Annotated in this window: 12 protein-coding genes; 2 read left to right on the plus strand and 10 right to left on the minus strand. The window is 72.2% G+C overall.

The window, feature by feature from the left end; all coding sequences use genetic code 11:
• Positions 1–19: 19 nt before the first annotated feature.
• The 7 genes from HEP81_RS36215 to HEP81_RS36245 form a co-directional block, all read right to left on the minus strand.
• The gene (locus tag HEP81_RS36215) at positions 20–1,021 is read right to left on the minus strand and encodes an aminoglycoside phosphotransferase family protein (protein ID WP_037653931.1); all 1,002 of its coding nucleotides are present in this window, start codon (positions 1,019–1,021) and stop codon (positions 20–22) included.
• Positions 1,022–1,129: 108 nt separating this feature from the next.
• Positions 1,130–2,950: a phospholipase C gene (locus HEP81_RS36220; RefSeq protein ID WP_037653933.1), complete on the minus strand. Its 1,821-nt coding sequence runs from the start codon at positions 2,948–2,950 to the stop codon at positions 1,130–1,132.
• A gap of 240 nt (positions 2,951–3,190) precedes the next feature.
• Positions 3,191–4,417: an iron uptake transporter deferrochelatase/peroxidase subunit gene (gene efeB, locus HEP81_RS36225; RefSeq protein WP_037653934.1), complete on the minus strand. Its 1,227-nt coding sequence runs from the start codon at positions 4,415–4,417 to the stop codon at positions 3,191–3,193.
• Positions 4,414–5,616 carry an EfeM/EfeO family lipoprotein gene (locus HEP81_RS36230; protein ID WP_157854394.1) on the minus strand — a complete coding sequence of 401 codons (1,203 nt, stop codon included), beginning with the start codon at positions 5,614–5,616 and terminating at the stop codon, positions 4,414–4,416. The genes efeB and HEP81_RS36230 overlap by 4 nt, the downstream gene beginning before the upstream one ends.
• Before the next feature lie 231 nt (positions 5,617–5,847).
• Positions 5,848–6,606 (minus strand): polysaccharide deacetylase family protein, encoded by a 759-nt coding sequence (locus tag HEP81_RS36235; RefSeq protein WP_037653936.1) that lies wholly within the window; start codon positions 6,604–6,606, stop codon positions 5,848–5,850.
• 393 nt (positions 6,607–6,999) lie between these two features.
• A complete protein-coding gene (locus HEP81_RS36240) occupies positions 7,000–7,767 on the minus strand; it encodes a GNAT family N-acetyltransferase (protein ID WP_037653937.1) in 768 nt (255 codons plus the stop codon).
• A 307-nt stretch (positions 7,768–8,074) separates the two neighbouring features.
• Positions 8,075–8,413 (minus strand): GNAT family N-acetyltransferase, encoded by a 339-nt coding sequence (locus HEP81_RS36245; RefSeq protein WP_037653938.1) that lies wholly within the window; start codon positions 8,411–8,413, stop codon positions 8,075–8,077.
• Between the two features lie 418 nt (positions 8,414–8,831).
• On the opposite strand from HEP81_RS36245, the gene HEP81_RS36250 reads away from it, so the two are divergent.
• Positions 8,832–9,704 carry an SGNH/GDSL hydrolase family protein gene (locus HEP81_RS36250; protein WP_037653939.1) on the plus strand — a complete coding sequence of 291 codons (873 nt, stop codon included), beginning with the start codon at positions 8,832–8,834 and terminating at the stop codon, positions 9,702–9,704.
• A 12-nt stretch (positions 9,705–9,716) separates the two neighbouring features.
• Here the strand turns inward: HEP81_RS36250 and HEP81_RS36255 are convergent, their stop codons facing one another.
• Positions 9,717–10,517: an SDR family NAD(P)-dependent oxidoreductase gene (locus HEP81_RS36255; protein ID WP_037653940.1), complete on the minus strand. Its 801-nt coding sequence runs from the start codon at positions 10,515–10,517 to the stop codon at positions 9,717–9,719.
• 87 nt (positions 10,518–10,604) lie between these two features.
• Between HEP81_RS36255 and HEP81_RS36260 the strand changes: the two genes are divergently transcribed.
• The gene (locus HEP81_RS36260; RefSeq protein WP_037653941.1) at positions 10,605–11,456 is read left to right on the plus strand and encodes a helix-turn-helix transcriptional regulator; all 852 of its coding nucleotides are present in this window, start codon (positions 10,605–10,607) and stop codon (positions 11,454–11,456) included.
• 56 nt (positions 11,457–11,512) lie between these two features.
• Here HEP81_RS36260 and HEP81_RS36265 read toward each other — a convergent pair whose 3' ends face one another.
• Together HEP81_RS36265 and HEP81_RS36270 are read right to left on the minus strand one after the other, a co-directional pair.
• Entirely contained in the window at positions 11,513–12,736 is a 1,224-nt protein-coding gene (locus tag HEP81_RS36265; protein ID WP_243279705.1) for a polysaccharide deacetylase family protein, read from the minus strand.
• 156 nt (positions 12,737–12,892) lie between these two features.
• On the minus strand, positions 12,893–13,771 hold the full coding sequence (locus HEP81_RS36270; RefSeq protein WP_037653942.1) for a DMT family transporter: 879 nt from the start codon (positions 13,769–13,771) through the stop codon (positions 12,893–12,895).
• Positions 13,772–13,901: the final 130 nt, after the last annotated feature.

Below are 13,901 nucleotides of genomic sequence, written 5' to 3' on the forward strand. Positions count from 1 at the left end.
CGGCCGGGTGCCAACGCGCCTAGATCGGCGGCTCGTTCAGCAGGTCCAGCAGCCACTCCGCGCTCTGGGTGACGCCGGGCGCGGGGCGTCCCGGGTCGGGGAACATCCGGCTCCAGGAGGTGGCGCGGCCCAGGGAGCTGAGCCGCCAGGCGAGGCTCGCGGCGCGGCGCAGCTCGGCGATCGCGAGCCCGGTACCGGTCCAGGGCTCCAGATAGGCGTCGCGCAGCCGGGGCAGCGCCTGCGCGCCATACCGTTCGCGTACCTGCTCACCGGTGACCCGGAGGCTACAGAACGGGTGGGACACGCCCGCGTCCCCCCAGTCGAAGAACGTGAACCGGCCCGGCGCCGGACGGAACAGCTGCCCGTCGTGCAGATCCGCGTGGTCGAGGGTGTCCTCGATGCCGACGGCGGCGAGTTCGGCGCACCAGTCCACGAGCCGGGGCCGTACGGCCGCCACCCGGGCGCGTGCCCCGGGGTCGAGCGCGGTGTTCGCGGTGAGCAGCCGGTCGAACACCTCGGGCAGATCGACGGTGCGGGCCTTCGGGACCCCCAGCCGCTCCAGTTCCCCCGCGTACGGGATCAGGGCGCGCTGCACGCCCGCGTACTGGCGCAGCAGGTCCTCCCAGACCTCCGGTCCGACCGGCTCCCGCGCCAGGACCTGCCGGAAAAGATCGCCGCCGTCCGGGAGCAGCGACCAGGCGCGGGCCGCGTCCACGGCCAGCGGCTCCAGCACATGTCCGGGTACCCAGCGGGCCAGCGCGGCGGTCAGCGGGCCCTCGAAGGCGGCGGACCGCGGGTTCGCCTTGAACCAGACCGCGTCCCGGCCCGCCACGGGCACCCGTGCCAGCACCGACCACGGCCGCAGCCGCACCCGGAGCTCGCCGTCCCCGCGCAGGCCGCGCTCGGCCAGCCGCTCCCGGACCCAGTCGAGAGCCGCGGCCCGCCAGGACTCCTGCTCCCACGGCGTCACCGCGTCCGGGAAGGCGCCCCGGTCCACCGTCATCGAGATCTCACTGTGCATCACGCCATCCCAGCAGCAGGTGCACGGCCCCGACCACCGGTTTTTCCGGCGCGGACACGGGTGTGCCCCCGGCCGACGGCCGAGGGCACACCCAGGAACCCGCTGTCGTCAGACCTGCTGACGGCGGCGCATCGTGAAGTACGTGCCGGTCAGACCGGCGGCCAGCAGGGCGCCGACGCCGAGGCCGACCGGGAGGGTCGGGAACGCGTCCGAGGTGTCGGCCGCGTTCTGGAAGGCCGGGCCCGGGGTGATGCTGGTGTGCACCGGGGCGACATGCTTGATCGGGCCGACGGACTCCACGGAACCGTCGGTGTTCAGCAGCACCCGCTTGTTGTTCGGGTGCCGGAAGTCGAACATCCCGCCGAGCGAGCCCGCGTTGGCGTCGAAGGAGGCGTCACCGACGCGGCCGGTGTGCCAGTTGTCCTCGATGAAGCGGGTGATGGACGCCTGGTCGGTCAGCGTGTGGTCGACCTTGTTCACCTTGCTGTAGGGCGAGATGACCAGCAGCGGCTGCCGGGTGCCGGGGCCGCAGCGGTCCGCGTAGCCGCCGGCCGCCTTCGGGCCCTTCTGGCAGGCCGGGCTGTCGGTGGCCTTGCCGTTGGAGCCGACCGAGGTGTCGGTCGAGCCGTTGCGCGGGGCGACGAACGCGTGGTCGTACCAGCCGTCGGAGTCGTCGTAGGCGACCACGATCGCGGTGGACTTCCACTGCGGCGAGCTCTGGATCGCGTTGATCTCGTTGACCAGGAAGTGCTGCTCGTCGATCGGGTCCGAGTAGCCGGCGTGGCCGTCCTGGTACTCGCCGGCCTTGAGGAAGCTGACGGACGGGAGGTGACCCGCCTTGAGCGCGGCGGAGAAATCGGTCAGGTCGTAGTTGTGGTTGGCCTGACCGCTGTGGCCGATCTCGGAGACGGACTTCGGCGGCAGGTGGTGCGGATTGGCCGTCGACTTGTAGTACGAGAACGGGTTGTGGTGCGGGCTGTAGTCCACCGCGGCCGTGCCGCCCACGTTGTTGTGCGTGGTGTCGCACTTCGCGTACGAGCCGGACGTGCCGTCCCACCCGGTCGACGGGCGGAAGCCGCCCTGGAACCAACCCCAGGAGACCTTCTTGGCGTTGAGCAGGTCACCCACGTTCTTGCCCTGCATCGACGCCAGCGCGTTCCTGCTGGTGTGGTCCTTGTCGGAGCAGTCGTCCCAGGCCGGGTCGGGGTCGTTGACGACCGTGCCGACACCGTGGGCGTCCGGGGACTGGACCGTGTACGAGTCCGGCTTGTCGGTCTGCTCGCCGGTGGCCGGGTCGATCGAGACCACGCCGTGCGTGTTGCCGGAGGCCAGGTTGAGCGCACCGGGGGTGGACGGCCCGTAGTTGGAGCTGTAGGCGCGGTCGCTCAGCGTGTAGTGCTGGGCATAGTTCCACAGCGCGGTGACGGTGTTGCCGTCGTAGTAGTCCATCGCCAGGCCCGGCTCGCCGAACAGGCCGCCGCTGCACTTGTCGACCTCGGTGTTCTGCACGAACTGGTCGGCCTTGCCGCCGTTGTAGGCGTACTGCTCCGGACCGTAGGAGTGGTTCTGGTCGCAGGTCAGGGCCTGGGACGGCGACAGCCGCTTGGGCGCGTACTGGTTCGGGTTGTGCTCCAGCAGCCCGGCGTTGGCGAGGGTGTCGATGTCCTTCGGGGTGCTCTTCGACGCCGTGAACTTCGTGCCGTCCGTGTTGGCGGCCTTCGGGTACGTGGCGAAGTAGTGGTCGAAGGAGATGTTCTCGTCGAAGAGCACGACGACATGCTTGATCGGCGTCGCGGTCGACGAGGCCCCGTGACCGTGGGCGGACGTCGCCGCCCACCCGGGCGCGTTGCTGCCGAGCGCGGTGAGCGCCGCGACTCCCACGAGCGCGCCCAGGCTGCGCATCGCGGCTCGTCTTCCTCTGCTGGCCATGGTGGTCTACCCCTTTGGACAGAACGTCTGTGCGGTGTACGAGCAGGCATGCTGCGCTCCTTGCGGGGCGCGATGGCGGAGCCATGATGTCGCGTGGATGAACACCGAGTCAGGGAACCTGGGGGAAAACTTGACGGTGTGTTGACCAAGCGAGTCACCGGGTTGTCCGGACAGGTTCGGGTGAACTGCCCGGTCAGACAGGGGAAAAGGGCCGGACCGGTCCACTGGGGACCGGACACGTCAGGCGAACAGGGCGCGTCCGTACCAGTCCTGGACATCGCGCACCCCGGGCAGCGCGAAGAAGTAGCCGCCGCCGAACGGGCTGATGTAGTCGGTGAGCGGCTCGCCCGCCAGCCGGTGCTGGACGGTCTCGAACTGCCGTACAAGGTCCTGCTGGTAGCAGGAGAACAGCAGACCCATGTCCAGATTGCCGTTGGTGTCCATGCCCAGGTCGTAGTTGTAGGCGCGGCGCAGCAGGCGCTGGCGTGCGGTGTCCGGGGTGCGCGGGTTGGCCAGCCGGATGTGCGCGTCCAGCGGGATGACATCGCCCTTGGGGTCGTCGGCGTACTTCGGAACGTCGTGCTCGCGGTCGCCGTCCAGCGGCGCGCCGGAGGAACGGGACCGCCCGATCATCCGCTCCTGCTCGCTGAGCGAGACCCGGTCCCAGAACTCCACGAGCATCCGGATCAGCCGTACGACCTGATAGCTGCCGCCGACGGCCCAGTCCGGCTCGCCCGAGTCCCGGTCCACCCAGATCAGTTGGTCCATCTCGCGGGCGCTCGCGGTGTCCGGGTTGGCGATGCCGTCGCGGAACCCCAGCAGATTGCGCGGGGTGCCGGAGGGCCGGGGCGGGCTGGCGAAGCCGTCCATCCGCCAGCGGACCTGGATGCCGCCCCGGGTGTGCCGGGCGATGTCGCGCAGCGCGTGCAGGGTGGTGTCCGGGTCGTCGGCGTGCAGCTGGAGGCTGAGGTCGCCGTGGCACCACTCGGGCTTGAGATCGTCGTCGGGGAAGGCGGGCATGGCCTTGAGCCGCTTGGGCCTGCGCGCGGTCAGCCCGAACCGGTCGTCGAACAGCGAGGCGCCGACGCCCACGGTGACGGCCAACTGCCCGCCGGGCAGCTTGTCGCCGAGGATGCCCGAGTCGGCGGGCGGCCCGGTGACACCCACCGGGTCAGGGGTGCCGCCGGAGGTGAGCAGCCGGGCCCGCTCGGTCAAGGTGCGCAGCAGATCGGTGAGTTCGGCGCGGCTCTCGGCGGTCACGTCCAGGGCGGCGAACACACAGGTACGGCGGGGAGCCGCGATCGCGGAGGCCTGGTGGACGCCGTGGAACGGCGCGAGGGCGGACGGCGCCTGGGTCGGGCCCGGGTCCGGGGCGGCGGCGCTGGTGGCGAGTCCCGCGCCGGCGAGGGCGGCGCCGCGCAGAAAGCCGCGCCGGGCCAGTCCGTGGTGTCGTTCGGCGGTGCTCACACGGTCCTCCGGGGGTCGCACAGGGTCGCCACCGACGCCAGCCGCTCCACGAGGTCGTCGAGCTGGGAGTCGATGCGCTCCCGCTGGTTGCGGGTCAGTCGGTCGAGCGCGGTCCAGCGCCCGTCGTGCCGGGACCCGTCGAGGGTCTCCCCGGCCCGCGTCAACTCCCGGTCCAGGCCCGGCAGATCGGCGTACCGGGTGGTGAGCAGCGGACGCAGCCGGGACAGCACCTCGCGGGTGCCGTCGAGGTTGGCGCGGGCGGTGGCGAGGTTGCTGCCGCTGCCGTAGTCGGTGCGGCCGGTCAGTTCGAACTGGACGGTGTTCTCCAGGATCTCGTGCGCGCGCAGCCCGAGTTGGGCGGGGTCCATGCGGCTCTGCGCCCAGCTGTCGCGCAGCCCGGTGAGCGCCTTGACCAGGGCGGCCGCCGGAGCGCGCAGCCCGCTCGCCGACTCACCGTGCCACAGGCCGTACTCGATGCGGTGGAAACCGGTGAAGTCCTTGTCGTGCACCCCGTCGGCCAGTCCGGCGTCGGTGCCGTTGATCTCGCCGTCCGCGTCCCCGAAGGCGTCGTACGCCGCCCCGAGCCGCTCGTACTGGAGGTGCGCCGGCAGCCAGGCGGACCGGGCGGCGGCGAGGTCACCGCGGTCGATCGCGTTCTTGAGATCGGCCGAAAGCCGTACGGCCGTGGAGAGTCCGCCGCCCACCCACTTCTGGTAGGCGAGCGCGGGCGGGATCAGATCGTGCTCGGTGACCGGGGCGGCACCGGGGCCGCGCTGCCCGCCGGTGACCCGGACGGTGGGGCCGGTGACGGCGTCGGCGTCGTCGGGCACGCACATGAATGCGTACGCGCCCTTGCCCACCCGGACTGTCAACTGCCGTGTGGTGCCGGGGCCGATGCCCTCCACCTCGCCGTACACCGCGTGGGTGCTGGGGTCTTCGAGGTAGACCTCGGCGGCGCCGTCGGAGGTGTTGTGCAGGTCGAAGGTCTGCGTCCCGGGCTCGGGCCGGGTCCAGCCCCGGCCGCAGTGGCTCTCGGAGACCTCGACGACCAGGCCCCGGGCGGCGGTCTTCTTCTGCCCGGAGCCGCCGGACCCGCCGGAGCACAGGGCCACCAGGGCGAGCGCCACGGCCAGTACGAGGAACACGGTCGGCGCCGTCCGGAGACGATGCGACCGCGTGCCGAGGCGGGGCAACGGCATGCTGAGCCTTTCCGGACGACGTACGCAGCTGTCCGCGGGGCGGGTTGATCGCCGGCGGGACGGCCTCATCGTAGACACCCGGAGGGAACCGAACACCCGTCCGGGGTGGTCGGTGGCCAAGAATTTCCCGGGGGTTCACCGGCCGGAGGCTCGACCGAGGGTCCGGCCGGTGAGCGGATCGGGAGGACGGCCGGGGGCGGCCGGGGACGGGTGAAGGGGGCGGCGGCTCGTTCAGCGCACGGGGAAGCCGAAGCCGTAGCCCTGCTGCTTCAGCCACGGCAGCAGGGTGCGCAGCGCGGCCACGGTCTGCGAGCGGTCGCCGCCCGCGTCGTGGAAGAGCAGGGTGGGCCCGTTGGCCAGCTCGCTCCTGACGGTGGCGACGATGGCGTCCGTGCCCGGCCGCTCGAAGTCCTTGGAGTCCACGTTCCAGCCCAGCGGCCGCATCCCGTGCGACGCGGCGAGCTTCCGGCTGTACGGCGTGAACGCGCCGCCCGGCGCCCGGTAGTACATCGGGCGGACGCCCCCGGACGCCTCGGTTATCTGCCGCTCGGCGTCCAGGATCTGCTGCGACTGGTAGGACTCGGACTTGTGGTCCATGGCGGTGTCGTGCGACACCGTGTGGTCGCACAGCCGGTGCCCGGCCGCGACCACCTGCTTGACGACGTCCGGGTGCGCCTGCGCCTCGGGGCCGATCATGCAGAACGTCGCCTTGACGCCGTTCTCCCGCAGCACCTGGAGCACCTGCGGGGTCCAGGTCGGGTCGGGGCCGTCGTCGATGGTGATGTTGACGGCGTGCGCGCCGCCGTCGGAGGAGTGGGCGATGACGGGGGACACGGCCACCGTCTTCGGCGCGGTGTGGTGAGCCGGCGCGGCCGGGGTGTTCTGCCCCGCCTGCGCGGTCCACACCGAGGCGCCGGCCGCCACCGCCGTGACCCCTATCGCCGCCCCGATCACCCGTCCGTACCAGCCCCGCCCAGCGTGCCGCGCCATGTCCCGCCCCCTGCTCCCCGCCGTGTCCCCGGCTCTTGTGTCGTGCACTGCATCTGCCAGGACGGCGGGGAGGGCGCCCGCGCTCCCGCTGTTACCGATCAAGGACAATTCCGCGACAACGTCTGGACCTGCCCTCGGACACCAGGGGCGCACGCGGCGGTCGCCGGGGGCGCGGAGCACCGGATGATGCCACCGGCCCACCGGCCCACCGGCCCACCGGCCCACCGGCCCACCGGCCCACCGGCGTCGGCCGGCCCGGATTCTCCCGCGATCCCGCCCCGTGGAGATCCCCGACGCCCGCACCCTCGTCCAACTGGACAACCCCTTGCCGGGGAGGGCGGGAGGTAAGGGTGAGCCGCCCCCGCGACCCCCGCCCTTACGGCCCTCCCCGCGTCAGCCCTCGTGCCTCAGATACACCCGTGTGCCGCCGGGTCGGAAGCCCACGCGTTCGTATACGCGGCGGGAGCCGGCGCCGGAGTACTCCAGCCATACGGTCCGGGCGCCCCGGGCGAACAGGGTCTCGGCCAGGGCCGCGGTGACCGCCGCGGCGATGCCCCGGCCACGGTGACCCGGCAGGGTGCCGACGCCCGCCAGTTCCGCCGTGCCCTCGGCCGGGGCGGAGCACAGGGCGCCGCCCGCGCAGCTCCCGTCCTCGGCCCGGACGAAGCGGACCGCCCCGCCGCCCTCCTCGGTGCGCCGCAACCGGGCCGCGCCCTGCGGGGACGGGGCCCACTCGCCGCCGAACGCCTCGGAGAGCGCCGTGTCGATGGCGAGGTAGTCCTCGTCGGTGACCGGCGCCTCCACCCGCACCCGGGCCTCGGGTTCCGGCGCGGCTCCCGGGACGGTGAGTGTGGCCGGGGTGCAGACCAGGTATTCGTGCACCGCCTCCGTGGTGAACCCCGCGCGCCGGAGGGCCGGTTCGACCGCGGGGGCGGCGTCCGGGGCGAACTCCAGCCGGGGCAGGAGTCCCCGGGTGCGGAAGGCGGTGATCAGGTCCGCCACGTCCGCGTCGGTGGGTGCGGCGCCCGGGACGGGGGTGGCGTAGTTGACGTACGGGCTCGTCGTGGCCGGGTCGAACCCCACGACGAAGCCGCCCACTCGACAGGCCGCGGGGCGGCGCAGGAGATGGGCGACGGCAAAGCTCTGGACATCGGTGTGCACGCTGGGAATTCCTCACGGTGAAAGCGGTCGTGCGTACGAGGGATCGCCTCGGTGAGCGAGGCGGCGGTGTGCTGGACACCGCGTCGTCGGACCGCCGTGAGAAGAGCGTGGGAACGAGTGAGCGCGCTGCCGTGAGGCAGGGGGCTCAGTTCCGACGGCGGCCGCTGTGGGACGCCGAAACCATGGACTTCAGTCCTTCGTGAAGAAGTACGGGCTGGGAAGCTGCTGTTCGAGCTGGACGGATCTTGCCATCGCCGGAACGGGGATGGCAAGCCCTTTGCGCCGGGGCCGAGCCCGGTCCAGCGGGTCAGCCGTGCTGGTCGTCGAGCCAGCTGAGGATCTCGGGGGTCACCTCGTCCGTGATGTCCGCGAACTCCTCGTGCTTCTTCAGGAACTTGGCGACGTACGGGCACACCGGCACGATCCGCTTGCCGAGCGCGCGCACATCCGTGAGGGCGTACTCGACCAGTTGCCCGGCCAGACCCTGCCCGGCGTGGGCTTCGTCGATCTCGGTGTGGAAGAAGACCCGCTGCTCGCCCCGGTCACGGTAGGCGGTGAGGCCGGCGCGTTCGCCGCCGACCAGGATCTCGTAACGGTGCCGTGCGTCCACGCGCTCCACGGTCGGCGCGGCGGAGGACTGGTCCATGGTCGTCCTTTCGGCGGAGGGGCCCATGTCCCGCACTCTATCCCCGTTCCCGCAGGTCAGCGCCAGGAGTCCGGTTAGCGGGTGAATGCGCCGACGGACTCGGTGGCACGGCGGCGCCGACACGACCGGGTTCACGGCCGGCGGTCCACCGTTCCCGGGTTCAACCGTGCTCGAATGATCCGTCATGCACCCGCTGTTACGGCATGTCGACACTCATATTTCATGAGCATTTCAAGAACTTCGGTCCGCAATGTTGACTCGGCGATCAGTCGCCCGCACATTACCTAGCGGTAGAACTCGCTGGTAGTACCCGCAACTCCCCGCTCCACGGCCGTCGTTGTGCGCACCCCACGCAGCGTCCCCGGCGGCCGGCGATACCCCCTGCCCCGCACCAGTCGCGTAAGAGGGAGCACTCCTCATGCCCACCCCTGCCCTGCGCCGTGCCGCCGCCGCGGCATCCGCACTCGCCGGCACGCTGGCCCTCGGCCTCACCGCCGCCCCCGCCCATGCCGCGACGCCCCTCAACTACGTCGCTCTCGGCGACAGTTACAGCGCGGGCTCGGGTGTCACGCCCGTCGACACCAGCAATCTGCTCTGTCTGCGCTCCACCGTGAACTACCCGCATGTCCTCGCGAAGGCGACCGGCGCCTCGCTGACGGACGTCACCTGCGGCGGCGCCGAGACCAAGGACTTCACCCAGTCCCAGTACTCGGGCGTGGCACCGCAGTTGGACGCGGTGAACGCGAACACCGACCTGGTGACGCTGACCATCGGCGGCAATGACAACAGCACCTTCCTGAGCGCCATCGTGGACTGCGGCAGCGCCGGAGTCCTCAGCGCCGGCTTCGGCCACCCCTGCAAGGACAAGTACGGCACGTCCTTCGACGACGCGATCGACGCGAACACCTACCCCGCGCTGAAGAGCGCCCTGACCGCGCTGCGGGCCAAGGCGCCCAACGCCCGGGTGGCGGTGCTGGGTTACCCGTGGATCGTGCCCTCCGCCTTCGACGCCTCCTGCTTCCTGAAGCTGCCGATCGCCTCCGGCGACATCCCGTATCTGCGGGCGCTCCAGGCCCATCTCAACTCCGTGGTGCAGCGCGCCGCCCAGGAGACCGGGGCCACCTATGTGGACTTCTCCCAGGCGTCCAACGGGCATGACGCCTGTCAGCCCTCGGGCACCCGGTGGATCGAGCCGCTGCTGTTCGGCTCGAACATCGTGCCGGTCCACCCCAACGCGCTCGGCGAGCAGCAGATGGCCGAGCGCACGATGAGCGTCATGGGCCTCGGCTGACGAAGACCCGGATCAGGCGCGGGCGCCCCCGTCGACCCGCAGCACCGTGCCGGTCACGAAGGAGGACCGATCGCTGAGGAGCCACGCGGCGGCCTCGGCGATCTCCTCCGGGGCGGCCGCCCGGCCCAGCGGGGTCCCCGCCGTGATCCGCTCCCGGATCCCGGGTGACTCCGACTCCCAGGTCCGGGTCATCTCCGTCAGTGTGAAGCCGGGCGCGATCGCGTTGACGCGGATGCCCTCCGGGCCGTAGGTCACGGCGGCCGACGCGGTCAGGCTGTTCACCGCCCGCTTGGTGGCCGCGTAGGCGGGCAGCTCGGGGTTCCCGCGCAGGCTGCCCACGGACGAGTTGTTGACGATGGCACCGCGGCCGGCGCTCGCCCGGATGGCCGCGACCTCGGCGGCCATGGCCAGCCAGACGCCCTTCATGTTGACCGTGTAGATCTGGTCGAGATCGGCTTCCGGCAGCTCGTCCATGGGGCCGGGCCGCTGGATCGTCGCGCCGTTGTTGAACGCGACGTCGAGCCGGCCGAACCGCTCCACGGCACGGTCCACCGCGGCCCGCACGCTCGCCCCGTCGGCCAGATCGCACACCACGTACTCCGCGGTGCCGCCTGCCGCCCGGATCTCCTCGGTCACCGCCTTCAGCTGGTCCTCCGTACGGGCCGCGAGCAGCACCCGCGCGCCCTCCCGGGCGAACAGCCGTGCCGCCGCCGCGCCGATGCCGCGCCCGGCACCGGTGATGAAGGCGACCTTGCCGGCCAGCAGCCCGGCGGGCGCAGGGCGAGGGGTCTCGGTGTTCTGTGTGGTGTTCATACCTACGAGCCTGCGCCCCGCGCCGGCCCGTATCCAGGCACCAGCTGTACCTGGCTCGGCCGTCCGGTGGGCGCGCACACTGGAGGGGTGGACAGAGCGGAACTGGGTGCCTTCCTGCGCAGCAGGCGCGAGCGGATCGGACCGGCCGACGTCGGACTGCCCCTCGGGCCGCGCCGCCGTACGCCGGGGCTGCGGCGCGAGGAGGTGGCGGCGCTGGCGTTCATCTCCCCCGAGTACTACGCCCGGCTCGAACAGGCCCGCGCCCCGCGCCCCTCGCGCGAGGTGCTGGCCGGGCTGACCCGGGCCCTGCGGCTGACGGACGCCGAACGCGATCACCTCCACCAGCTGGCCGGCGCCCCGCCGAGCCCCGCCCCCGGACCCCCGCGCGAGGTGCGGCAGAGCATCCTCGACCTGGTGCACCGGTTGCCGGGCGCCGCCGCCTTCGTCACCTCGGCCACCCTGGAGGTGCTCGCCTGGAACGAGCTGGCGGCCGCTCTCATGGAGGACTTCTCGGCTCTGCCGCGCCGCGACCGCAACCTCGCCCGCCGGGCCTTCCTCGGGCCGCGCGCCGAGGGCCGGCGCCTGTACGGGGTGTCCGACGCCGCCGCGTTCGAACGACACGCGGCACGTCGCCTGCGCACCGCGGCCGTCCGTTATCCCGACGACCCCGAGGTGTCCGCGCTGGTCCGTGAACTCCTGGACGGCAGCGAGGAGTTCGCCCGGCTGTGGGACGCCCGTGAGGTGGACGGCGAGCCGACGGTGCGCAAGACCTTCCGGCACCCGCTGGTGGGGCCGGTCGCCGTCAACTGCGACGCCCTCGAACTGACCGACCGCGACCAGCAGGTCGTCATCTACACCGCCGTTCCCGGCTCGTCCGCCGAGGAGGCCCTGCGGCTGCTGTCGGTGATCGGCACCCAGCGCATGACGACCCCCGGCTGACCACGCGTCGGCCGCGTGAACCCGCCCTGTCCAAGACCCGCTTGGCCGGGCTGCGGCTACGCGGCCGTGCGCAGGAACGAACTCCAGCCGCCCGCCGGCTTCTCGCCGACCTCCAGGGTGCGCAGGCGGGTGAGGACCGCCGGGTCCTGGGCGTCGAGCCAGTCGACGAACTGCCGGAAGGAGACCAGCCGCACCTCCGGCCGCCCGGCGATCTGCCGGAGCACCTCCTCGACCGCGTCCATGTAGATGCCGCCGTTCCACTGCTCGAAGTGGTTGCCGATGAACAGCGGCGCGCGGTTCGTCTCATAGGCCCGGTCGAAGCCCGCCAGGTACGCCTGCGAGGTCTGGGCGCGCCAGTAGGGGTAGTTGTACGACGGCGCGCGCGTCGAGTTCCGGGACTGGTTGGCCAGCATGTTCCAGTCCATGGACAGCACTTCGAAGCTGCGCCCGGGGAACGGGATGCCCTGCAACGGCAGATCCCACACGCCGTCCCGCTTGCGGGGCCAGCGCTGCACCCCGCCCGGTGACGAGGCGTCGTACCGCCAGCCCAGTTCGCGCGCGGTCGGCAGCAGGTTCTCCTGGCCGAGCAGACAAGGGGTGCGGCCGCCCACGAGTTCCTTGTCGTAGTCGAAGGGCAGCGGCGGCTCGTCGTGCCAACCGGTGTTGGTCCGCCAAGACTTGACGAAGGTCCGGGCCTGCTCGATCTCCGAGCGCCACTGCGCGGGGGTCCAGTCGGCCACCGATCCGGAGCCCTCGCAGAAGTGCCCGTTGAAGTGCGTGCCGATCTCGTGCCCGTCGAGCCAGGCCTGACGCACGTACTTCAGGGTCTCCTTGATGTGTTCGTTGGTGAGATAGCCGATGTCCGAGGCGCCGACCGGGTTGTTGGGCGGCCGGTACAGCCGCTTCTTGTCCTCCGGCAGCAGATAGAGGCCGGACAGGAAGAAGGTCATCCGGGCGTCGTGCTCGCGGGCGAGTTCCAAAAAGCGCGGGAAGAGCCCGGTGCCGAGTTCGCCCGCGCCGTCCCAGGAGAACACCACGAACTGCGGCGGGGTCCGGCCCGGTTCCAGCCGGGTGGGTGCGTCCGGCTGGTTCGGCTGGCGCCCGGTGTACGCGGTGGAGCCGTCGCCGATCAGCCGGGGCGGCTGCCGCTGTCCGCCGGGTCCCGACGCGCCGAGGCCCAGCCCGCCGTCGCATCCGGTCAGCGCGGCGGCCGCCACGCCGAGACCGGCGCCGAGACCCAGACGCGCCGCACTCCGACGGCTGATTCCACTCGACGGCACGCCATCGCCTCCTCGACCGGGGCATTCGGATCGTCTGACGCGTCGCATAATATGGACAATAAGAATACGAAAAGTGTCATTTGGTGCGGCGTGGTGCATAAAGGGACGGTCACGGGACCCGGCCCGGGGAAGTTCAGGCTTGACGCCGGGGGCCGCTCAGGTCGCGATCTCCTCTTCGGCCGCCGCCGGCACCACCGCGATCCGCTGCACGGCCCGGCTCAGCACCAGCACGCCCGCGACGATCATCAGCGCCCCGCACGCCTCCGGCACCAGCCACCAGCCGGTGCGGATCCGCTCATGGAACAGGGCGATGCCGAGGGCCAGGCTCACCACCGCGTCGCCGATGGTCAGCGCGGGCTGGGCCGCGGCCAGTGGGCCCGCCTGGAGCGCGTTCTCCAGGAGCAGCACGGCCGCCACCCCGGCGAGCGCGAAGCCGTACGTCTGCCAGGACCGCAGGAACGCCAGGAACCCCTCGTCCGCGAAGGTGCCCGAGGCCGACTTCAGCAGCGCCGCGGTCAGCGCGTTGCCCGTGGCGGAGGCGGCCGCCAGCAGCGCGGCGCGCCGGGCCGCCGGGCGACCGGGGGAGGCGAGGAGCACGGCGCCGGCCATGGCGCCCACGCACAGGCACAGCGCCGGGATCCACCGGGTGAGCGGGGCCTGGTCGAGCGCGGCGCCCGGCGCGGCCGCGATCAGCAGCACGGCGAGCCCCGCCACACAGCCCGCGACGCCCCACCAGCCCGAGGGCGGCAGCCGCCGGTGCATCAGCGGGGCGGCGACCAGCAGCGCGAAGGGCAGTTCCAGGATGAACAGCGGCTGGACCAGCGCCAGCGGACCGTTGACCAGGGCCAGGCTCTGGAAGAGGGCCGCGCAGATCACCCCGGCCATGCCGATCATCCAGAACGGCCGGCGCACCAGCTCGGCGAGCAGCCGGAGCCCGCCGCGGCTGCTCGCGGAGGCGGCCTTGCGCTGGAACGCGGTGCCGACGGCGTTGCTCGCCGCGCCCGCGACGGCGAACGCCGCGGCCAGTTCGATCACGGCCGTCCCTCCTGCCTGCGGTCGTCTCTTCCCGGGGAGTCTCACCCACAGCCTCCCTCGGGTCGCGGAAGATCACCGCGTGACGGGGCGGGAACGACGGTCGGGCCCACCCGGTGCGCTCACCGGATGG

The organism is Streptomyces griseofuscus (assembly GCF_014673495.1).
Taxonomy (GTDB): domain Bacteria; phylum Actinomycetota; class Actinomycetes; order Streptomycetales; family Streptomycetaceae; genus Streptomyces; species Streptomyces murinus.

Excerpts from the sequence above, each read along its gene's own strand:
- HEP81_RS36220 (WP_037653933.1), bottom strand. The coding sequence starts at position 2,950 with ATGGCCAGCAGAGGAAGACGAGCCGCGATGCGCAGCCTGGGCGCGCTC.
- HEP81_RS36235 (WP_037653936.1), bottom strand. The coding sequence starts at position 6,606 with ATGGCGCGGCACGCTGGGCGGGGCTGGTACGGACGGGTGATCGGGGCG.
- HEP81_RS36230 (WP_157854394.1), bottom strand. The coding sequence starts at position 5,616 with ATGCCGTTGCCCCGCCTCGGCACGCGGTCGCATCGTCTCCGGACGGCG.
- HEP81_RS36255 (WP_037653940.1), bottom strand. The coding sequence starts at position 10,517 with ATGAACACCACACAGAACACCGAGACCCCTCGCCCTGCGCCCGCCGGG.
- HEP81_RS36215 (WP_037653931.1), bottom strand. The coding sequence starts at position 1,021 with ATGCACAGTGAGATCTCGATGACGGTGGACCGGGGCGCCTTCCCGGAC.
- HEP81_RS36245 (WP_037653938.1), bottom strand. The coding sequence starts at position 8,413 with ATGGACCAGTCCTCCGCCGCGCCGACCGTGGAGCGCGTGGACGCACGG.
- HEP81_RS36250 (WP_037653939.1), top strand. The coding sequence starts at position 8,832 with ATGCCCACCCCTGCCCTGCGCCGTGCCGCCGCCGCGGCATCCGCACTC.